The sequence below is a fragment of the Streptomyces sp. NBC_00045 genome, from assembly GCF_045041095.1.
Taxonomy (GTDB): Bacteria; Actinomycetota; Actinomycetes; order Streptomycetales; family Streptomycetaceae; genus Streptomyces.
Window position 1 is genome coordinate 5,708,203 of record NZ_CP108271.1, and the last position, 20,180, is coordinate 5,728,382.

Here is a 20,180-nt window from a genome sequence, read left to right on the forward strand (position 1 = left end):
GCCCGGCCGGGGAGGCCGGTACGCTCCCCGGGAACGACCCGAACCGCACCCCTCCGGAGGACCGCCGTGCCCGAGCTGCCCGAAGTCGAAGTCGTACGGCGCGGCTTGGAGCGTTGGGTGGCGGGCCGGACCGTCGAGGCCGTCGAGGTGCTGCACCCGCGCGCGGTGCGCCGCCACCCGGCGGGCGCAGCCGATTTCGCGGCGCGGCTGACGGGGGAGACGATCGGCGTCCCGCAGCGGCGCGGCAAGTACCTGTGGTTGCCCCTGGAACGGCGGGACCTGTCCGTGCTCGGGCACCTCGGCATGAGCGGCCAGCTCCTCGTCCAGCCCGAGGAGGCCGCGGACGAGAAGCACCTGCGGATCCGCGTGCGCTTCAGGGACGGCGCCGGGACCGAGCTCCGCTTCGTCGACCAGCGCACCTTCGGCGGGCTCTCGCTCCACGAGAACACGCCGGACGGGCTGCCCGACGTCATCGCGCACATCGCCCGGGACCCGCTGGACCCCCTCTTCGACGAGGCCGCCTACCACGCGGCGCTGCGCGCCAAGCGGACCACCGTCAAGCGGGCCCTGTTGGACCAGTCCCTGATCAGCGGGGTCGGAAACATCTACGCCGACGAGGCGCTGTGGCGGGCCAAGCTGCACTACGAGCGCGCCACCGCCACGCTGACGCGCCCACGGAGCGCGGAACTCCTCGGCCACGTCCGGGACGTGATGAACGCCGCCCTCGCAGTCGGCGGCACCAGCTTCGACAGCCTCTACGTCAACGTGAACGGGGAGTCCGGCTACTTCGACCGCTCGCTCGACGCCTACGGGCGCGAGGACGAGCCCTGCCGGCGCTGCGGAACCCCGATGCGCCGCCGCCCGTGGATGAACCGGTCCAGCTACTTCTGCCCGCGCTGTCAGCGCCCGCCGCGCGCGGTGTCGTAGGACTCGCGGGCGGTCAGTACCCGGGGCATGCTGCCTTCGAGGAAGTGGATGAGCGCGAGCAGCCGGTCGGCGACCTCGACGCCGAGCGGGGTCAGCTCGTAGTCGACGCGCGGCGGGTTCGTCGGCTGTGCCTCGCGGTTGACGATGCCGTCGCGCTCCAGCGCGTGCAGGGTCTGGGAGAGCATCTTCTCGCTCACGCCGTCGACCTTGCGGCGCAACTCGTTGAAACGGCACGAGCCGTCGCGCAGGGCGCCCACCGTGAGACTGCCCCAGCGGCCCGTGACGTGCTCCAGGGTCTCCCGGGACGGACACGCGCGCGCGAACGCGTCAAACGGCAGCTCTGTCTCCATGCCGACCAGCTTAACTCCGTACAGCGCTTACCAGAAGCTTGCGCTTTCGGTGCGTTAGTGCTTCTAGAAGCCGAAGTCCTGGGTCCACCAGGGGCCGCCGGCCGCGAAGTAGGCGCCCACGCCCAGCGTGCGGAACTCGCAGTTGAGGATGTTCGCCTTGTGGTCGGGGCTGTTCATCCACGCGTTCATGACCGCCTGGGCGTCACCCTGGCCGCGGGCGATGTTCTCGCCGCCGAGCCCGCCCAGGCCCGCGTTGGTGGCGCGGTCCCACGGGGTCTTGCCGTCGGGGTCGGTGTGGTCGAAGAAGCCGCGGGTGGCCATGTCCTTGCTGAAGGCCGAGGCCAACGCCGCGAGCGGCGGGTTCGCCCGGACCGGACCGCAGCCGGCCTGTGCCCGCTCCTGGTTGACCAGGGTGAGTACGGCGGCCTCCTCCGCGGAGTGGCCGTCGGAGGGCTCCGGGGTGGGCGCGACGGACGGAGCCGGCGGCTTGGGGGCGGCCGGTTTCAGCGTGGCCGGTTTCGGGGCGGCCGGTTTCGGGGCGGCCGGTTTCGGCGTGGCCGGCTTGGGCGTAGCCGGCTTCGGTGCGGCCGGCTTGGGCGCGACCGGCTTGGGCGCGGCCGGAACCAGGACCACCGGGGCCGGGCTCTTCTCGGGCTTCGCCTGCTCCTTGGCGGGGGCCGAGGCGGAGGGGGCGGCCGGGGCGGGAGAGGAGGCCGGGGAGGACGAGGTGGACGGGCTCGGCGAGGCCGACGGGGACGGCGAGGCCGACGGGGAGTGGGAGACCGACGGTGACGAACCGCCCGCATCGGAGCCCGCGGAGGCGCGGCCGGACAGGCTGGGCAGGCCGCCCCGCTGCTCGGCCACGGGCCTGGGGCTCGGCGAGGCCTCGGCCTGCGGCTTCGGGGCCGGGCTGTCCGCGCTGACACCGACATAGGGGAAGGAGGTGCCGACCGGCACCATGCCGGTGGTCACGGCCGCCGTTCCGAGGGCCACGGCCACGGAGACGCCCAGCAGGCCGGTGCGCACGAGGGTGCGGCGCGTGTCGTCGCGGCCCGGCGCGGCATCAAGTCGGTGGCGTCCCATCGGCGGCGTGCCTTCCTCGGAGGTCAAGATCATCCCTTACTCACCCAAATGGGTGAGTTCATTGGTGCGCGACTGTACGCCATGGGGCCCGGGGGCGATGTGAGCCGAAAGTCTGCGCCCGGTTAGCGTTCACGCATGAACGAAGACGTCCGTCTGACCGCCTGGGTGCGCGGCCGTGTACAGGGAGTGGGCTTCCGTTGGTTCACCAGGGCCAATGCGCTGGAGATCGGAGGGGTCGTCGGCTTCGCGCTCAACCTCGATGACGGGCGAGTGCAGGTGGTGGCCGAAGGTCAACGTGAGAATTGCCACCGGCTGCTCGACTGGCTGCGCTGCGCCGACACGCCCGGGAGGGTGGACGGAGTGACAGAGATCTGGGGCACACCGCGCGGTGGCTACGACGGCTTCGCGATCCGATGAGCGATCTGCTGATCATGTACTGATCACACCTCGGGGTGGTCCGCACCCGGCCGGATCTGCGCGTTCGTCGTCGACGCGTTGCCGCTCCGTCTGAACCGTGGAAGGCTTCGAGTAACGGACGATCTCCAGATCCCTTGGGAGACCCGGGCCGCCCGCCGATACGGGGCGTGATCGTGTTGACCGTCAAACTTTTTGGTGAGACGCTGGAAGCCCCGCGCACCTGAGCTGTTTGGCAGTGCTGGCACTAGTAAGTGCAGTGACTGACAGTCGCTGCCGGACATCCGCGGGTGCGATTCCCTCACGACCCACACCGCTTCGGTCGGTCACTCAGTGTGGAGGACCATCCATCATGGCAAAGGCGCTTCTCGGTTACGTCGGCGGTTCCGATCCGCGACTCCTCGCCGAGATGCGACGGCTTCAGCAGCGCGTCCAGGACCTTGAGTCCGAGCTCGTACGGATTCAGTCCGAAAACGACGCGCTGAACGCGGCCGCCGCTCAGCACGGAGACTCGCTGCTGGACCGCATCGACATCGACGTACCCCAGGCGGAGCCTGCGCTCACCTGATCCGCTGTCAACTCGTCGCTCGACTTCAGCCCCGCATGATCTGCAAGGGACGCTTCGGCGTCCCTTCTTTCTTTGGCCGCATTGGGCCAGGTGGGGGGCCCATTCCTTCGACGTCAGTTGTGCCCTGCACCTTCATGGGTGAAACCGGACGCGGAAGGTAGAGTCCGGCGGCGTGCACCTCAAGTCCCTGACCCTGCGTGGCTTCAAGTCCTTTGCCTCCGCAACCACCCTGCGCTTCGAGCCCGGCATCACCTGTGTCGTGGGCCCGAACGGCTCCGGCAAGTCCAACGTGGTGGACGCGCTGTCCTGGGTCATGGGGGAACAGGGCGCCAAATCCCTGCGCGGCGGCAAGATGGAGGACGTCATCTTCGCCGGCACCACCGGGCGGCCGCCGCTCGGACGGGCCGAGGTGTCGCTGACCATCGACAACTCCGACGGTGCCCTGCCGATCGAGTACGCCGAGGTCACCATCACGCGGATCATGTTCCGCGGCGGCAGCAGCGAGTACCAGATCAACGGCGACACCTGCCGGCTGCTCGACATCCAGGAGCTGCTCTCCGACTCCGGCATCGGCCGCGAGATGCACGTCATCGTCGGCCAGGGCCAGCTGGACTCCGTCCTGCACGCCGATCCCATGGGCCGGCGCGCCTTCATCGAGGAAGCCGCCGGAGTACTCAAACACCGCAAGCGCAAAGAGAAGGCACTGCGCAAGCTCGATGCCATGCAGGCCAACCTCGCGCGCGTGCAGGACCTGAACGACGAACTGCGGCGCCAGCTCAAGCCGCTGGGACGGCAGGCCGCGGTGGCCCGGCGGGCCGCCGTCATCCAGGCGGACCTGCGCGACGCGAGGCTGCGGCTGCTCGCCGACGACCTGGTCACGCTGCGGGGCGCGCTCGACGCGGAGATCGCGGACGAGGCGGCGCTGAAGGAGCGCAAGGACGCGGCCGAGGCGCAGCTCGCGCAGGCGCTGCGGCGCGAGTCGGAGCTTGAGGAAACGGTGCGGCAGCTGACGCCGCGCCTCCAGCGGGCCCAGCAGACCTGGTACGAGCTGTCACAGCTCGCCGAGCGCGTACGGGGGACCGCGTCCCTGGCCGACGCGCGCGTCAAGTCGGCGTCGGCTCCGGCGGAGGAGGAGCGGCCGGGCCGCGACCCGCAGGACATGGAGCGGGAGGCCGAGCGGATCCGCGAGCAGGAGGCGGAGCTGACGGCAGCGCTGGAGGCGGCTTCGCGGGCCCTGGAGGACACCGTGGAGCACCGGGCCGAGCTGGAGCGGTCGCTGGTCGAGGAGGAGCGGCGACTGCGGGACGCCGCGCGGGCCATCGCCGACCGGCGCGAGGGCCTGGCCCGGCTCACGGGACGCCTCGGCGCCGCCCGGTCCCGGGCCGGCGCCGCGCAGGCGGAGATCGACCGGCTGGTCGCGGCGCGGGACGAGGCCGAGACCCGGGCGGGGACCGCGCAGGCGGAGTACGAGGCACTGGCCGAGGAGGTCGGCGGGCTCGAAGACCCGGCGGTGGACGAGGAGTACGCGACCGCGCGGGCGGAACTCGCCGAGGCGGAGGCGGCCCTGGTCGAGGCGCGGGACGCGGTGACGGCCGTGGAGAAGTCGCGGGCGGCGGTGGCGGCGCGGCGGGATGCGCTGGCGCTCGGCCTGCGCAGGAAGGACGGAACGGGGACGCTGCTCGCGGCGCGGGAGCGACTGGCGGGGCTGCTGGGGCCGGCGGCGGAGCGGCTGTCGGTGACCCCGGGGTACGAAGTCGCGGTCGCGGCGGCGCTGGGGGCTGCGGCGGATGCGGTCGCCGTGGCGTCGGCGGGGGCGGCGGCCGGAGCCATCCGGCACCTACGGGATGCGGATGCCGGGCGGGCCACGTTCCTGATCGCCCCGCCGGCCGCCGTCCCGCCCCAGTCGGCGGGCCGGCTCGCCGCCGAGGCGGATGCCGGGTGCCCTGCGGGGCCGCAGGCCGGGACGCCGTTCCCTGCGCAGGCAGGGGTCGACGGGGGCGGGCCGCAGGGAGCCTTCCCCCACCCCGCGCCTTCCCCCAACCGGGGCCCGGCCCCGGGCCTGTCCCAGCTGCCGCCGGCGGCGCCCCAGGCGCAGGCGGACCCCGACGGACGGGGCCACGGCTCGGTCCCGGGCCCGGCGCCCGAGGCGCCGACGGGGCTCGAACTGGCGGCGGAGCCGGGCGGTGTGCCCGCCGGGGGACTGGTGCAGGGGGACACCGGTGTGGTGCGGGCCGTGGGGTGGGTGTTGCGGGAGTACATCGTCGTCGGGACGCTCGACGAGGCCGAGCGGCTCGTCGGGGCGCGGCCCGACGCCATCGCCGTGACCCTCGACGGGGACGTCCTCGGCACGCACCTCGCCCACGGCGGCTCCGCCGGGGCCCCCAGCCTGATCGAGGTGCAGGCCGCCGTCGACGAGGCGGCCGCCGAACTGGACCGGCTGGACGGGCAGTGCCGGGAGCTGGGCACGGCCCAGGAGGCGGCCCGGGAACGGCGCCGCGAACTCGTCGCGCGGGTCGAGGAGATCGGTGAGCGCCGCCGGGCCGGGGAGCAGGCCCGGGCCGGGGTGGCGCAGCAACTGGGGCGGCTCGCCGGGCAGGCGAAGGGCGCCGCCGGCGAGGCCGAGCGCTGTGCCGCCGCCGCGGCCAAGGCGCAGGACGCGCTGGAGCAGGCGCTGGCCGAGGTCGAGGAGTGCGCCGAACGGCTGGCCATCGCCGAGGAGATGCCGGTGGAGGAGGAGCCCGACACCGCGGTGCGGGACCGGCTCGCGGCCGACGGGGCCAACGCCCGGCAGACCGAGATGGAGGCCCGCCTCCAACTGCGCACCCACGAGGAGCGGGTCAAGGGCCTGGCGGGGCGGGCCGATGCGCTGGACCGTGGCGCCCGTGCCGAGCGCGAGGCCCGGGCCCGCGCCGAGCGGCGCCGGGCACGGCTGCGCCACGAGGCCGAAGTGGCCCGCGCCGTCGCCGACGGCGCCCGGCAGCTGCTCGCGCACCTGGAGGTCTCGCTGCGCCGCGCCGAGCAGGAGCGCGCCGCGGCCGAGCACGCCAAGGGGCTGCGCGAGCAGGAGCTCGGCGAGGCGCGGACCCGGGGACGCGACCTCAAGGGAGAGCTCGACAAGCTCACCGACTCGGTGCACCGCGGCGAGGTGCTCGGCGCCGAGAAGAGGCTGCGCATCGAGCAGGTGGAGGCGCGTGCGCTGGAGGAGTTCGGGATGGAGTCGGCGGGGCTCGTCGCCGAGTACGGCCCGGACCAGCCGGTGCCGGCGAGCCCGCCCGCCGAGGGGGAGGCCCCGGACGAGGCGGCCGAGCCGGGTCCCTTCGTACGGGCGCAGCAGGAGAAGCGGCTCCGGGTGGCCGAGCGCGCGTACCAGCAGCTCGGCAAGGTCAATCCGCTCGCCCTGGAGGAGTTCGCGGCGTTGGAGGAGCGCCACCGGTTCCTGAGCGAGCAGTTGGAGGACCTGCGCAAGACCCGGGCCGACCTCCTCCAGGTCGTGAAGGAGGTCGACGAGCGCGTCGAGCAGGTGTTCACCGAGGCGTACCGGGACACGGCCCGCGAGTTTGAAGGGGTGTTCTCGCGGCTGTTCCCCGGCGGCGAGGGCCGGCTGATCCTCACCGACCCCGACAACATGCTGACGACGGGCGTGGACGTGGAGGCCCGGCCGCCCGGCAAGAAGGTCAAGCGGCTCTCGCTGCTCTCCGGCGGCGAGCGGTCGCTGACCGCCGTCGCGCTGCTGGTCTCCATCTTCAAGGCCAGGCCCAGCCCGTTCTACGTGATGGACGAGGTCGAGGCCGCGCTGGACGACACCAACCTGCAGCGGCTGATCCGGATCATGGAGGAGCTCCAGGAGAGCTCGCAGCTGATCGTGATCACGCACCAGAAGCGGACGATGGAGGTCGCCGACGCGTTGTACGGCGTCTCCATGCAGGGCGACGGCGTCTCCAAGGTGATCAGTCAGCGGCTTCGCTGACCTCCAGCTTCACTTAATGAACGCATTCCGCGTGAGGTCGCTCGTCTTCTCTGTGAAGAATCGGATGCATCTCTCCTCTTGACTTCAGGAAGTGAAGTCATAGGCTCTGCTGTGCCGTGTTGACGTTCAGGTGGTGGCAAGCAGTTTGCTGTGCGCCACTAGAGGAACACGAGCAAGCAACAACGAGATCCCCCACACAGCCCGCCGTCGCCGCCGGGCCCAGGAGCGCACCTTGACCAGCACAGCGAACGCACCCGCGTCAGGCGGTGGAAGCGCGTCCCGGCCCGACCACCTCGGCCACGTCATCTTCATCACCGCGGCCGCGGCCATGGGCGGCTTCCTCTTCGGCTACGACAGTTCCGTCATCAACGGCGCCGTGGAGGCCATCCGCGATCGCTTCGACGTCGGCTCGGCCGCCCTCGCCCAGGTGATCGCCGCCGCGCTGATCGGCTGCGCCTTCGGCGCGGCCACCGCCGGCCGCATCGCCGACCGGATCGGCCGTATCCGCTGCATGCAGATCGCCTCCGTCCTGTTCACCGCGAGCGCCATCGGCTCGGCCCTCCCCTTCGCCCTCTGGGACCTCGCCACCTGGCGTGTGATCGGCGGCTTCGGCATCGGCATGGCCTCGGTCATCGGCCCCGCCTACATCGCCGAGGTCTCCCCGCCCGCCTACCGCGGCCGGCTCGCCTCCTTCCAGCAGGCGGCCATCGTCATCGGCATCGCCGTCTCGCAGCTGGTCAACTGGGGCATCCTCAACCTCGCCGACGGCGACCAGCGCGGCGAGATCGGCGGCCTGGAAGCCTGGCAGTGGATGCTCGGCGTGATGGTCGTCCCGGCCGTTCTCTACGGGGTGCTCTCCTTCGCCATCCCCGAGTCCCCGCGCTTCCTCGTCTCGGTCGGCCGCACGGAGAAGGCCAAGGAGGTCCTGCGGGACGTCGAGGGCAAGGGCGTCGACGCCGACGCCCGCGTCCGCGAGATCGACCACGCCATGCGGTCCGAGCACAAGCCCATCTTCAAGGACCTGCTCGGCGGCCGCTTCGGCTTCCTGCCCATCGTGTGGGTCGGCATCGGACTCTCGGTCTTCCAGCAGCTCGTCGGCATCAACGTGATCTTCTACTACAGCTCCTCGCTGTGGCAGTCGGTCGGCATCGACCCGAGCTCCTCGTTCCTGTACTCGTTCGAGACGTCGGTCGTGAACATCATCGGTACGGTGATCGCGATGGTGTTCGTGGACCGGCTCGGCCGCAAGCCCCTGGCGCTCATCGGCTCCGTCGGCATGGCGCTGTCGCTCGGAACGGCGGCCTGGGCGTTCTCGTTCAAGTCCGGAACCGGCGACGACATCTCCCTGCCGCACGCCCAGGGCATCGTGGCCCTGGTCGCCGCCAACTTCTTCGTGCTCTTCTTCGCCCTGTCCTGGGGCGTGGTGGTCTGGGTGCTGCTCGGTGAGATGTTCCCCGGCCGCATCCGTGCCGCGGCCCTCGGTGTGGCGGCGTCCGCCCAGTGGATCGCCAACTGGCTCATCACCGTCACGTTCCCGACGCTGTCCGACTGGAACCTGTCGGGCGCCTACATGATCTACACGTTCTTCGCCGTGCTCTCGATCCCGTTCGTCCTTAAGTGGGTGCCGGAGACCAAGGGCAAGGCGTTGGAGGAGATGGGGTAACCACCCCCGCCAACACCCCCTCTCCTCTTACGGCAGGTGCTGCCCCCGCTCAGTCCTTGAGCCGGGGCAGCACCTGTTCGCACAACAGGTGCAGGCTGCGCCAACCCTCGTCCAACGGCATCCCGCCGCACAGCGGGTGCAGCACCAGGTTCCCCGCCTCGCCCGCGCCCCTGGCGTACGCGACCGCCTCGTCCGGGGTCAGCACCCGGTACACGCCCTCCGCCCGCAGCTCCGCCACCGAGCGCGCGGCCGACCGTACGGCGCTGCGGATGTCCTTCGACTGCCACGACGCGTACGTGCCCGCCTCGTGCAGGAAGTGCTCCCCGAACTCGGCCCACACCCGGTCCGGGTCCTCGGCGACGTGCAGCAGCGGGGTCTCGGCCGCGGGCATCATGCAGAAGCCCTCCGTCCCGTGCTCCGCGAGCTGCGCCTGGTAGTACGCCTCCAGCTCCGGCAGGTGCGCGCTGGGGAAGAACGGCAGCCCGAGCCGGGCCGCGCGCCGGGCCGCCGCCCGGGAGCTGCCGCCGACCAGTAGCAGCGGGTGCGGCCGTGTGAAGGGCGTCGGGGTCACCCGTACCGTGCGGCCCCGGAAGGCGAACGGCTCGCCCGTCCACGCCTTCAGCAGGGTCTCCAGCAGCTCGTCCTGGAGCCGGCCGCGCCGGCCCCACTCGACGCCGTGCTGCTCGTACTCCTCGGGCCGGTAGCCGATGCCCGCGACCGTCACGAGGCGCCCGCCGCTCAGCAGGTCCAGGACGGCGATGTCCTCGGCCACCTTCAGCGGGTCGTAGAGCGGGCCGATGATCGCCGATACGGTGACCGCGATCCGGCGGGTGGCGCCGAAGACCGCGCCCGCGAAGGCGAACGGCGAGGGCAGCCAGTTGTTCGCGGTGCCGTGGTGCTCCTCGGTCTGGACGGTGTCGATCCCGCGGTCGTCCGCGTACTTCGTCATCTCCAGGGCGGCCTTGTAGCGGGCGGAGAGGGTCTCCGGAGTGCCGTTCGGGTCGACGAGATTGAACCGGGCCACGGTGATGGGCATGGAGAAGTCCCCCTTCGCCGGATGTGGGTGGGTGGGCGAAGGGGGACGTTAGCTGACGTGGCGTCAGTTGGACAGGGATCCGACGCGCGCGGGCTCCTCGCCCGGGTCCGCGCCCGCCACCGGGGCGGGCTCCGCGGGCGCCGTGCGCGGCAGGACCGCGTACAGAGCGCCGGAGGTGACGATGCCGGCCGCCCAGCCCAGGCCGTTCTGCCCGATCCAGGTGCCGGCGAGCGGCCCGCCGAACCAGTCGACCTTGGTGAACAGCAGCCCCACGACCAGGGCCAGGCCCCACGCGGTCATGGCCTGCCAGGCGAACCCGCCCCGGTACCAGTAGGCGCTGGCGCGGCTGGTGTCCAGCAGCGCGGCGCCGTCGTACGAGGTCCGGCGCAGCATGTCGACGCCGAACACGCCGATCCAGGCCGAGAAGGCCACGGCGAGCAGCGTCAGGAAGGAGATGAACGAGCCGAAGAAGCTGGTCGCCACCACCATCAGCAGGAAGCCGAAGACCAGGCTGATGATCGCGTTGACGCTGACGGCCGCCGCGCGCGGGACCTTGATGCCGAGGGTCTGCGCCGTGAATCCGGCCGAGTACATGGACATCGAGTTGATCAGCAGCATGCCGACGAGCGCGATCAGCAGGTACGGCACCGCGATCCACGCGGGCAGCAGATTGCCGATGAAGGAGACCGGGTCCTGGGCCGTGGCCAGGTCCGGGGTGCCCACCGCCATGACCGCGCCCATCAACACCATCGGGATCACCACGACGGCCGCGCCGCCGATCGTCGCGCCGACCATGCCCTTGGCGGAGGCCGTACGCGGCAGGTAGCGGGTGAAGTCCGGGCCGGAGGGGACCCAGCTGATGCCGCCCGCGGCGATGGTGCCGATGCCGGCGATCATCATCGCGGTCGAGCCGGCCGGCTTGCCGAAGACGGCGGACCAGTCGGTCTCCACGACCAGATAGCCCAGCACCAGCACGCTGAAGGCACCGAAGAAGTACGTCGACCAGGTCGAGCAGACGCGCAGCGCGCTGATGCCGAGGCCGGACACCAGGAACGTGCAGCCGACGAAGAGCAGCAGGGTGACCACGATCAGCGCGGTGTTCTTCCGCACGCCGAACAACAGGTCCAGCACCGTCAGCACGGCGAACGCCCCGCTGACCGCGTTGATGGTCTCCCAGCCCCAGCGGGCGACCCAGATCAGGGCGCCGGGGAAGAGGTTGCCGCGCTGGCCGAACACGGCCCGCGACAGGGCCATGCCGGGGGCGCCGCCGCGCTTGCCGGCGATCGAGATCAGACCGACGAGCCCGTACGAGACGACGGGCGCGGCGATCGCGACGACCAGCACCTGCCAGATGTTGAGCTTGTTGAGGATCACCAGGCCGGCGCCCATGGTCAGCAGCAGCACGCTGATGTTGGCGGCGACCCAGGTGGGCACGAGCTCGCGGACCCGGCCGGTGCGCTCGCAGTCCGGGACGGGATCAAGCCCGCGGGTCTCGACCGACGTCTCGGTCGGCGGTCGTATCGCACCGTCTATCGCACCGTCGGCGGGCTCGGCAGGCATGCAGTACTCCAGATGGGCAGGAGGGCGTACGGGGAAGTCGCCCATCATCGTAGATGTGCCGCTAAGACCACAAATAGAGGCTTACGGCCCGGCCAGGACCGTGGGAATCGGGGGTCCGGGGCCGCCGTGGCCGATACTGGACGAGTTATGGACATCCTCATCCTTGCTGTAGTCATCGCCCTGGTCGCGGTCGGCGTGATCAGCGGGCTCGTGGTCAGTAGCCGCAAGAAGAAGCAGCTGCCGCCCTCGGCGCCGTCGAGCACGCCGACCATCACTGCCCCGCCCGCCGAACCGCAGGTGGGGGAGGACGCCGTAGAGACGGCGGAAGAGCCCCGCCGCACCATCGAGGAGGTCGCCCTCCCCGAAGCGGAGGCTGCGGCTCCCGAGGCGCCCGTCGTCGCCGAGCCCGAGGCGCCGGCAGCCCCCGAGATCGAGGTGCCCGAGCCCACCGCCGGCCGCCTGGTCCGGCTGCGCGCCCGCCTCGCCCGGTCGCAGAACTCGCTCGGCAAGGGGCTGCTCACGCTGCTCTCGCGCGAACACCTCGACGAGGACACCTGGGAGGAGATCGAGGAGACCCTCCTGATCGCCGACGTCGGTGTCGTGCCGACGCAGGAGCTCGTCGACCGGCTCCGCGAGCGGGTCAAGGTGCTCGGCACCCGCACCCCGGTCGAGCTGCGCACCCTGCTCAAGGAGGAGCTGCTGACCCTGGTCGGCACCGACTTCGACCGCGCGGTCAAGACCGAGAGCGCCGCGGACACCCCGGGCGTCGTGATGGTCGTCGGTGTGAACGGCACCGGCAAGACCACCACCACCGGCAAGCTGGCCCGCGTGCTGGTCGCCGACGGCCGCTCCGTGGTGCTCGGCGCGGCCGACACCTTCCGCGCCGCCGCCGCCGACCAGCTCCAGACCTGGGGCGAGCGGGTCGGCGCGCGCACCGTACGCGGCCCCGAGGGCGGCGACCCGGCCTCGATCGCCTACGACGCGGTCAAGGAGGGCATCGCCGAGGGCGCCGACGTGGTGCTCATCGACACCGCCGGCCGCCTGCACACCAAGACCGGCCTCATGGACGAGCTCGGCAAGGTCAAGCGCGTCGTGGAGAAGCACGGCCCGCTCGACGAGATCCTGCTCGTCCTGGACGCCACCACCGGGCAGAACGGTCTGACCCAGGCCCGCGTCTTCGCCGAGGTCGTGGACATCACCGGCATCGTGCTGACCAAGCTCGACGGGACCGCCAAGGGCGGCATCGTCGTCGCCGTCCAGCGCGAGCTCGGCGTCCCGGTCAAGCTCATCGGCCTCGGCGAGGGCCCCGACGACCTCGCGCCCTTCGAGCCGGAGGCGTTCGTGGACGCCCTGATCGGCGACTGACCGAGCGCACGCGGCCCGCAGACCGCACGCAGCACAGTGCCCCGCGTTCCGCCCGGAACGCGGGGCACTGTGCTGCGTGGCCGGGTCAGCGCCGCAGGCGGTGACAGATGTACGCGAGGGTGCCGAGCAGCAGCCGGGCCTGCGGCGGGCCGCCCGCGGAGTCGAGCGCGGGCGGCCGCAGCCAGCCCACCGGGCCGAGCCCCGCGTAGTCGGAGGGCGGGGCGGTCAGGAAGGCGCCGGTCCCCAGGGCGCGCAGGTCGAGGTCGGCGTCGTCCCAGCCCATCCGGTACAGCAGCTGCGGCAGCTCGGCGGCCGCGCCCGGGGCCACGAAGAACTGGGCCCGACCGTCCGGGGTCGCGGTCACCGGCCCGAGCGGCAGACCCATCCGCTCCAGGCGGACCAGCGCGCGGCGGCCCGCCTCCTGCGAGACCTCGATGACGTCGAAGGCGCGGCCCACGGGGAGCAGGACCGCCGCCCCCGGGTAGCCGCCCCAGATGTCGGTGACCTCGTCGAGGGTGGCGCCCGCCGGGACGGTCGGAGCCAGCGGCAAAGGATGTGCCCCCGGTGCGCCGCAATGCGCATGCCCGCAGGAGCAGCCGCGGGCGGGGGCCGCGGCGCGGGCGCCGGGGACCACGTCCCAGCCCCACAGTCCGGTGTACTCCGCGACCGCCGTGCATTCCGAGGTCCGGCCGCGGCGCCGCGAGCCGGAACGGAACTCCTTGGTGCTGCGGCTGCCGCCGATCGTGAAGCCCATGCCCATGCCCCCTCCAACGGGTCGGACGCGCAGGTGGTTACGACGTCGGCGGGACGGGATGCGGGTGCGAGCCCGGTGCCCGAAGGGGCTGCCCGGCGCACTCCTCGCCGCGCGCGCCCCCGGTGCACTCCCGTCCATCCGATCGTTTTCGCCTCGGTGTCAAGTGAATCGCGCCTGGCGGGTGGCTAGTTCATTCAAAGGGGTGGCGAATGGTGGCGTTTCTGGAATCGCCCTCGCGGAGCGGGTGATCGTAGGATTACTTTCAGTGCACCAAACCCCGAAGGCGGGCCGTCCGTGGTTATGCCGGAGGCAACGTGTGGAGGATCTGTGAAGGTCCGTGGCGGCGCTCGCCGCCCCAGCCAGGGTTTCGTGTGAAGAGGCTGAGTGGATGGGGGCGTTCCAGTGAGCGGCAACGGCGCAAGCGGAACGAGCGACGACCCGGAGGTCCCGGGTTCCGCGGGCCGCAATGAGCAATTGACCTCCTGGTTCGTCCGCAGCGGCTGGTCCAAGGGCGAACTCGCCCGGCAGGTGAACCGGCGGGCCCGCCAGATGGGCGCCCACCACATCAGCACGGACACCTCCCGGGTGCGCCGCTGGCTCGACGGCGAGCAGCCCCGCGAGCCCGTCCCGCGGATCCTGTCCGAGCTGTTCTCCGAGCGCTTCGGCTCCGTCGTCGCCATCGAGCAGCTCGGACTGCGCACCGCCCACCAGACGCCCTCCGTCTCCGGCGTCGACCTGCCCTGGGCCGGCCCCCAGACCGTCGAACTGCTCGGCGAGTTCTCCCGCAGCGACCTGATGCTGGCCCGCCGCGGCTTCCTCGGGACCTCCCTGGCCCTCTCCGCCGGCCCCGCCCTCATCGAACCCATGCAGCGCTGGCTGGTCCCGGTCCCCGCCACCGACCCGGCCCCGCGCGAGGCGGGGTCGTCCGGAGCGCTCAGCGGCCACCGCCCCCCGCGGCTCTCCGAACCCGAACTCGGCCTCCTCGAAGCCACCACCGTGATGTTCCGCCAGTGGGACGCCCAGTGCGGCGGCGGACTGCGCCGCAAGGCCGTCGTGGGCCAGCTCCACGAGGTCACCGACCTGCTCCAGGAGAACCACCCGGCCCCCGTCATGCGGCGGCTCTTCAAGGTCGCCGCGGAACTCGCCGAACTCGCCGGCTGGATGAGCTACGACATCGGCCTGCACCCCACCGCGCAGAAGTACTTCGTCCTCGCCCTGCACGCCGCCAAGGAGGGCGGCGACAAGCCCCTCGGCTCGTACATCCTCTCCAGCATGAGCCGCCAGATGATCCACCTGGGCCGGCCCGAGGACGCCCTCGAACTCATCCACCTGGCGCAATACGGAAGCCGCGACTCCGCCGGCCCGCGCACCCAGGCGATGCTGTATGCGATGGAGGCCCGCGCCTACGCCAACATGGGCCAGCCCAGCCGCTGCAAGCGGGCCGTCCGGATGGCCGAGGACACCTTCTCCGACGTCGATTTCGGCGGCGAGCCCGAACCCGACTGGATCCGCTTCTTCTCCGAGGCCGAACTCAACGGCGAGAACTCCCACTCGTACCGCGACCTGGCCTACGTGGCAGGGCGCAGCCCCATGTACGCCTCCCTCGCCGAACCCGTCATGCAGCGGGCCGTGGAACTCTTCCAGAAGGACGACGAGCACCAGCGCTCGTACAGCCTCAACCTCATCGGCCTAGCCACCGTCCACCTGCTCCAGCGCGAGCCCGAACAGGCCGTGGTCCTCGTCGACCGCGCCCTGAAGGTGGCGGAAAAGGTGCGCTCCGAACGGGTGAACACCCGGATCCGCAAGACGGTCGACACCGCCGCCCGTGAGTACGGCGACGTCGCCGACGTGGTCCGGCTGACCGACCAGCTCACCTCCCGCCTCCCCGAGGCCGCGGAGGCCGTCTGACGGCCCCGGCGGCCGCCCCCCAAGGCCCCGGCCGCGGCAGTCACCCCGTGAAGCCCGATCAGGCTCCCCCAGCCAGGTCATCCGGGTCATTGCCGCGGCCGGTCTCCCCCTGCGCCTGAACCGGCGCCGCCGCTCTCGCCGCGGTGGCTGCTCGCCGTCGTGGCTGCTCAGTCACCGGTTGCCGTGTTCATCACGTCGTAACAACCCGGATGCCTTCGTCATCGGAGTGAAACACCGAGCGGCGCCGCCGGAAACCGGCCTGCGCGAATCTCATGGTCAATAACCGGCCAGCCCCCAGGCCCCACCCCCGGCCTTACGCCTTGCGCCGCTCAGGTTTTCACGATCGCCCGCACGCGAACGTACCGACGACGAGGAGACGCCGATGGCATCAGCCATCACGACCCTCGCGGCAGACACCCCGACGCTGTCTGCCGCGAACACCGGGTTCATGCTCATCTGCTCCGCCCTGGTCATGCTGATGACCCCGGGACTCGCCTTCTTCTACGGAGGCATGGTCCGCGTCAAGAGCAGCCTCAACATGCTGATGATGAGCTTCATCAGCCTGGGGATCGTCACGATCCTCTGGGTCCTCTACGGCTTCAGCCTCGCCTTCGGCACGGACTCCGGCAGCATCATCGGCTGGTCCTCCGACTACGTCGGCCTCAGCGGCATCGGCATCACCGAGCTGTGGGACGGCTACACCATCCCGGTCTACGTCTTCGCCGTCTTCCAGCTGATGTTCGCCGTCATCACCCCTGCCCTGATCAGCGGCGCCCTGGCCGACCGCGTCAAGTTCAGCGCCTGGGCCCTGTTCACCGCCCTGTGGGTCACCGTCGTCTACTTCCCGGTCGCCCACTGGGTCTGGGGCGCCGGCGGCTGGCTCTTCGAACTCGGCGTCATCGACTTCGCGGGCGGCACCGCCGTCCACATCAACGCCGGCGCCGCGGCCCTCGGCGTCATCCTGGTCATCGGCAAGCGCGTCGGCTTCAAGAGGGACCCGATGCGCCCCCACAGCCTCCCGCTCGTGATGCTCGGCGCGGGTCTGCTCTGGTTCGGCTGGTTCGGCTTCAACGCAGGCTCCTGGCTCGGCAACGACGACGGCGTGGGCGCGGTCATGTTCGTCAACACCCAGGTCGCCACCGCCGCCGCCATGCTCGCCTGGCTCGGCTACGAGAAGCTGCGCCACGGCTCCTTCACCACCCTCGGCGCCGCCTCCGGCGCGGTCGCCGGCCTCGTCGCGATCACCCCCTCCGGCGGCTCCTGCTCCCCGCTCGGCGCGATCGCCATCGGCGCCATCGCCGGCGTCGTCTGCGCCATGGCCGTCGGCCTCAAGTACAAGTTCAACTTCGACGACTCCCTCGACGTGGTCGGCGTCCACCTCGTCGGAGGCGTCATCGGCTCGCTGCTGGTGGGCCTCTTCGCCACCGGCGGGGTCCAGTCCGACGTGGCCGGCCTCTTCTACGGCGGCGGCCTGGAGCAGCTCGGCAAGCAGGCCATCGGGGTCTTCTCCGTCCTCGCCTACTCTCTCGTCGTGTCCGCGGTCCTCGCCTTCCTCCTCGACAAGACGATCGGGATGCGGGTCACCGAGGACGACGAGGTCTCCGGCATCGACCAGGTCGAGCACGCCGAGACCGCCTACGACTTCAGCGGAGCCGGCGGCGGAGCCTCCTCCAGGAGCACCGCCGCACCCGTATCCGCCGCCGCGAGCAAGAAGGTTGACGCATGAAGCTGATCACCGCGATCGTCAAGCCGCACCGGCTGGACGAGATCAAGGACGCCCTCCAGCGGTTCGGAGTCCAGGGGCTCACGGTCTCCGAGGCCAGCGGGTACGGCCGCCAGCGCGGGCACACCGAGGTCTACCGCGGCGCCGAGTACACCGTGGACCTCGTACCGAAGATCCGCATCGAGGTGGTCGTCGAGGACGACGACGCCGAATCGGTGATGGACGTCCTGGTCAAGGGCGCCCGCACCGGAAAGATCGGTGACGGCAAGGTGTGGAGCGTCCCCGTGGACGCGGTCATCCGCGTCCGCACCGGCGAGCGCGGCGCAGAAGCGCTCTGAGCGACGGGAGCTCCTGGGTGACGAGCGTCGAACAGACCACGACGGGCGATTCCGGCGAACCGTCCGGCTCGGGACCCAGCGGGTACGCCGCGGCCCGGCTGCGACTCCTCCAGGAGGAGTCGCGGTCCGGGCCTTCGCGGCGTTCCGCGCTGGCCGGGCTGACCGACGACTGGCTGAACGCCCTGTTCACCACGGCCCTGCGGGAGACCGGGGTACGGGGCGCCACCCTCGTCGCCGTCGGCGGCTACGGACGGGCCGAACTCTCCCCGCGCAGCGATCTCGACCTGCTGCTGCTCCACGACGGCAAGGCGGAGCCGCGGGCCCTCGGCGCCCTGGCCGACCGCATCTGGTACCCCGTGTGGGACCTGGGCGTGGCCCTCGACCACTCGGTACGGACCCCGGCCGAGGCCCGCAAGACCGCGGGCGAGGACCTCAAGGTGCACCTGGGGCTGCTCGACGCCCGGCCGGTCGCCGGCGACGCGGGCCTCCTCACGGGCCTGCGCACCTCGGTCCTGGCCGACTGGCGCAACCAGGCCGCCAAACGGCTCCCGCAGCTGCACTCCCTGTGCCGGGAGCGGGCCGAGCAGGCCGGAGAGCTCCGCTTCCTGCTGGAACCCGACCTCAAGGAAGCCCGCGGCGGACTCCGCGACGCCACCGCGCTGCGGGCGGTCGCCGCGTCCTGGCTGGCCGACGCCCCGCGCGAGGGACTGGCCGAGGCCCGGCGGCGGCTGCTGGACGCGCGGGACGCCCTGCACCTGGTGACGGGCAGGGCGACCGACCGGCTCGCGCTCCAGGAACAGGACCAGGTCGCGACGCAGCTGGGCCTGCTCGACGCCGACGCGCTGCTGCGCGAGGTGTACGAGGCCGCACGGGTCGTCGCCTACGCCGGCGACGTGACCTGGCGGGAGGTCGGGCGGGTGCTGCGGGCCCGGGCGGCCCGGCCGAGGCTGCGCGGGCTGCTCGGGCCCCGGGGGGCCGCCGTCGAGCGGGCGCCGCTCGCCGAAGGCGTCGTGGAGTCCGACGGCGAGGCCGTGCTCGCGCTGGCCGCCCGGCCCGACCGGGACCCGGTACTGGCCCTGCGGTTCGGCGCCGCGGCCGCACAGGCGGGCCTGCCGGTGTCGCTGCACGCCGTACGACGGCTCGCGGCGCAGGCGAAACCGCTGCCCGTGCCGTGGCCCGCGGAGGCGCGCGAGCAGCTGGTGACCCTGCTCGGCGCGGGGGAGCCCACGGTGGCCGTCTGGGAAGCCCTGGAAGCGGAGGGCCTGATCACCCGGCTGCTGCCCGACTGGGAACGGGTGCGGTGCCGCCCGCAGCGCAACCCCGTGCACACCTGGACCGTGGACCGGCACCTGGTGGAGACGGCGGTCCGCGCCTCGGCCCTGACCCGCCGGGTCGGCCGCCCCGACCTGCTGCTGATGGCCGCGCTGCTGCACGACATCGGCAAGGGCTGGCCGGGGGACCACTCGGTCGCGGGCGAGACCATCGCCCGCGACGTGGCCGTACGCGTGGGCTTCGACGCACAGGACGCCGCCGTCCTCGGGGTGCTCGTACGGCACCACCTGCTGCTGATCGACACCGCGACGCGGCGCGACCTCGACGACCCGGCGACGGTCCGGTCGGTCGCGCAGGCCGTCGGATCGGTCGGCACCCTGGAGATCCTGCACGCGCTGACCGAGGCGGACGCCCTGGCCACCGGGCCCGCGGCGTGGAGCACCTGGCGGGGCTCGCTCGTCGCGGACCTGGTGGCGCGGGTCGCCTCCGTCCTGCGGGGAGCGTCGCCGGTCGCCGCCGACTTGACCATCCCGACGACGGAACAGGAACGCCTCGCGGTGGAGGCGCTGCGCACCCGGGAGCCCGTACTGGCGCTGCACGCGCGCCAGGAGGAGGACGACGCCGTCGGGGTCGAACTGGTGGTGGCGGTCCCGGACCAAGCGGGGGTCCTCCCGGCCGTGGCCGGCGTACTGGCCCTGCACCGGCTCACGGTCCGGGCCGCGGACCTGCGCTCCCTGGAGCTCCCGGACCTGTCCGGTGAGGTCCTGGTCCTGCGGTGGCGGGTGGCCGCCGAGTACGGCTCCCTGCCGGAGGCGGCCCGGCTGCGCACGGACCTGGTCCGGGCACTGGACGGCTCCCTGGACGTCCCGGTGAAGCTGGCCGACCGGGAGGCCGCGTACCCGCGACGGCGCGGGGTGGTCCCGCCGCCGCCCCGGGTCACGGTGGTACCCGAGGTGTCCTCGCTGGCCACGGTCCTGGAGGTCCGGGCCCCCGACGCGGTCGGCCTGCTGCACCGCATCGGGCGCGCGCTGGAGTCCTCCGGGGTCCGGGTACGCAGCGCCCACGTGTCCACCCTCGGAGCGAACGCGGTGGACTCCCTGTACGTGGTCGATCCGGACGGCAAACCCCTGCCAGCACCCGCGGCCTCCGCCCTGGCCTCCCACCTGGAAGCCGCCCTCCGCTGACCCGGCGCCCCGGCCCGCCCCGGCTCCGCGCGGGCCGGGGCCGGGCCGGTTCCCGGTCAGGAGACGGG

General features: G+C 72.3%; 15 protein-coding genes. 10 read left to right on the top strand and 5 right to left on the bottom strand.

What is annotated here, in order from left to right:
- Window positions 1-66 precede the first annotated feature (66 nt).
- Window positions 67-927 carry a bifunctional DNA-formamidopyrimidine glycosylase/DNA-(apurinic or apyrimidinic site) lyase gene (gene mutM / locus OHA65_RS26935; RefSeq protein ID WP_327278767.1) on the top strand — a complete coding sequence of 287 codons (861 nt, stop codon included), beginning with the start codon at window positions 67-69 and terminating at the stop codon, window positions 925-927.
- Here mutM and OHA65_RS26940 read toward each other — a convergent pair.
- Both OHA65_RS26940 and OHA65_RS26945 read right to left on the bottom strand, forming a co-directional pair.
- Window positions 900-1,277 (bottom strand): helix-turn-helix domain-containing protein, encoded by a 378-nt coding sequence (locus tag OHA65_RS26940; protein WP_327278768.1) that lies wholly within the window; start codon window positions 1,275-1,277, stop codon window positions 900-902. The genes mutM and OHA65_RS26940 overlap by 28 nt on opposite strands.
- A gap of 63 nt (window positions 1,278-1,340) precedes the next feature.
- The gene (locus tag OHA65_RS26945; RefSeq protein ID WP_405762567.1) at window positions 1,341-2,360 is read right to left on the bottom strand and encodes a CAP domain-containing protein; all 1,020 of its coding nucleotides are present in this window, start codon (window positions 2,358-2,360) and stop codon (window positions 1,341-1,343) included.
- Window positions 2,361-2,495: 135 nt separating this feature from the next.
- Between OHA65_RS26945 and OHA65_RS26950 the strand changes: the two genes are divergently transcribed.
- The 4 genes from OHA65_RS26950 to OHA65_RS26965 all read left to right on the top strand — a co-directional run bounded on the left by OHA65_RS26950 (window position 2,496) and on the right by OHA65_RS26965 (window position 8,972).
- Complete coding sequence (locus OHA65_RS26950; RefSeq protein ID WP_327278770.1) at window positions 2,496-2,777, top strand: acylphosphatase; 282 nt, start codon at window positions 2,496-2,498, stop codon at window positions 2,775-2,777.
- Between the two features lie 349 nt (window positions 2,778-3,126).
- A complete protein-coding gene (locus OHA65_RS26955) occupies window positions 3,127-3,342 on the top strand; it encodes a hypothetical protein (protein WP_030162422.1) in 216 nt (71 codons plus the stop codon).
- A 172-nt stretch (window positions 3,343-3,514) separates the two neighbouring features.
- Entirely contained in the window at window positions 3,515-7,309 is a 3,795-nt protein-coding gene (locus OHA65_RS26960) for an AAA family ATPase (protein ID WP_328763828.1), read from the top strand.
- A gap of 232 nt (window positions 7,310-7,541) precedes the next feature.
- On the top strand, window positions 7,542-8,972 hold the full coding sequence (locus OHA65_RS26965) for a sugar porter family MFS transporter (RefSeq protein ID WP_327278772.1): 1,431 nt from the start codon (window positions 7,542-7,544) through the stop codon (window positions 8,970-8,972).
- A gap of 49 nt (window positions 8,973-9,021) precedes the next feature.
- Here the strand turns inward: OHA65_RS26965 and OHA65_RS26970 are convergent, their stop codons facing one another.
- Window positions 9,022-10,008, bottom strand: a complete 987-nt coding sequence (locus OHA65_RS26970) for an LLM class flavin-dependent oxidoreductase (RefSeq protein WP_327278773.1) — start codon at window positions 10,006-10,008, stop codon at window positions 9,022-9,024.
- A 63-nt stretch (window positions 10,009-10,071) separates the two neighbouring features.
- Complete coding sequence (locus OHA65_RS26975; protein ID WP_327278774.1) at window positions 10,072-11,568, bottom strand: cytosine permease; 1,497 nt, start codon at window positions 11,566-11,568, stop codon at window positions 10,072-10,074.
- A 147-nt stretch (window positions 11,569-11,715) separates the two neighbouring features.
- On the opposite strand from OHA65_RS26975, the gene ftsY reads away from it, so the two are divergent.
- Window positions 11,716-12,933, top strand: coding sequence for a signal recognition particle-docking protein FtsY (gene ftsY / locus OHA65_RS26980; protein ID WP_327278775.1), 1,218 nt, complete (start codon window positions 11,716-11,718; stop codon window positions 12,931-12,933).
- Between the two features lie 85 nt (window positions 12,934-13,018).
- Here the strand turns inward: ftsY and OHA65_RS26985 are convergent, their stop codons facing one another.
- A complete protein-coding gene (locus OHA65_RS26985; RefSeq protein ID WP_327278776.1) occupies window positions 13,019-13,687 on the bottom strand; it encodes a bifunctional DNA primase/polymerase in 669 nt (222 codons plus the stop codon).
- 402 nt (window positions 13,688-14,089) lie between these two features.
- Here OHA65_RS26985 and OHA65_RS26990 point away from each other — a divergent pair, with 402 nt between their 5' ends.
- The 4 genes from OHA65_RS26990 to OHA65_RS27005 all read left to right on the top strand — a co-directional run bounded on the left by OHA65_RS26990 (window position 14,090) and on the right by OHA65_RS27005 (window position 20,112).
- Window positions 14,090-15,595 (top strand): hypothetical protein, encoded by a 1,506-nt coding sequence (locus OHA65_RS26990; protein ID WP_405762569.1) that lies wholly within the window; start codon window positions 14,090-14,092, stop codon window positions 15,593-15,595.
- Between the two features lie 382 nt (window positions 15,596-15,977).
- A complete protein-coding gene (locus OHA65_RS26995; RefSeq protein ID WP_327278777.1) occupies window positions 15,978-17,321 on the top strand; it encodes an ammonium transporter in 1,344 nt (447 codons plus the stop codon).
- Complete coding sequence (locus OHA65_RS27000; protein ID WP_053691083.1) at window positions 17,318-17,656, top strand: P-II family nitrogen regulator; 339 nt, start codon at window positions 17,318-17,320, stop codon at window positions 17,654-17,656. Before OHA65_RS26995 ends, OHA65_RS27000 begins: the two co-directional genes overlap by 4 nt.
- A 17-nt stretch (window positions 17,657-17,673) precedes the next feature.
- A complete protein-coding gene (locus tag OHA65_RS27005; protein WP_405762571.1) occupies window positions 17,674-20,112 on the top strand; it encodes a [protein-PII] uridylyltransferase in 2,439 nt (812 codons plus the stop codon).
- Window positions 20,113-20,180: the final 68 nt, after the last annotated feature.

What these genes read in the sequence shown, in the direction of transcription:
- OHA65_RS26970 (WP_327278773.1), bottom strand. Translation starts at nt 10,008, where the DNA reads ATGCCCATCACCGTGGCCCGGTTCAATCTCGTCGACCCGAACGGCACT.
- ftsY (WP_327278775.1), top strand. Translation starts at nt 11,716, where the DNA reads ATGGACATCCTCATCCTTGCTGTAGTCATCGCCCTGGTCGCGGTCGGC.
- OHA65_RS26945 (WP_405762567.1), bottom strand. Translation starts at nt 2,360, where the DNA reads ATGGGACGCCACCGACTTGATGCCGCGCCGGGCCGCGACGACACGCGC.
- OHA65_RS26985 (WP_327278776.1), bottom strand. Translation starts at nt 13,687, where the DNA reads ATGGGCTTCACGATCGGCGGCAGCCGCAGCACCAAGGAGTTCCGTTCC.
- OHA65_RS26995 (WP_327278777.1), top strand. Translation starts at nt 15,978, where the DNA reads ATGGCATCAGCCATCACGACCCTCGCGGCAGACACCCCGACGCTGTCT.
- OHA65_RS26955 (WP_030162422.1), top strand. Translation starts at nt 3,127, where the DNA reads ATGGCAAAGGCGCTTCTCGGTTACGTCGGCGGTTCCGATCCGCGACTC.
- OHA65_RS26940 (WP_327278768.1), bottom strand. Translation starts at nt 1,277, where the DNA reads ATGGAGACAGAGCTGCCGTTTGACGCGTTCGCGCGCGCGTGTCCGTCC.
- OHA65_RS27000 (WP_053691083.1), top strand. Translation starts at nt 17,318, where the DNA reads ATGAAGCTGATCACCGCGATCGTCAAGCCGCACCGGCTGGACGAGATC.
- OHA65_RS26975 (WP_327278774.1), bottom strand. Translation starts at nt 11,568, where the DNA reads ATGCCTGCCGAGCCCGCCGACGGTGCGATAGACGGTGCGATACGACCG.
- OHA65_RS26950 (WP_327278770.1), top strand. Translation starts at nt 2,496, where the DNA reads ATGAACGAAGACGTCCGTCTGACCGCCTGGGTGCGCGGCCGTGTACAG.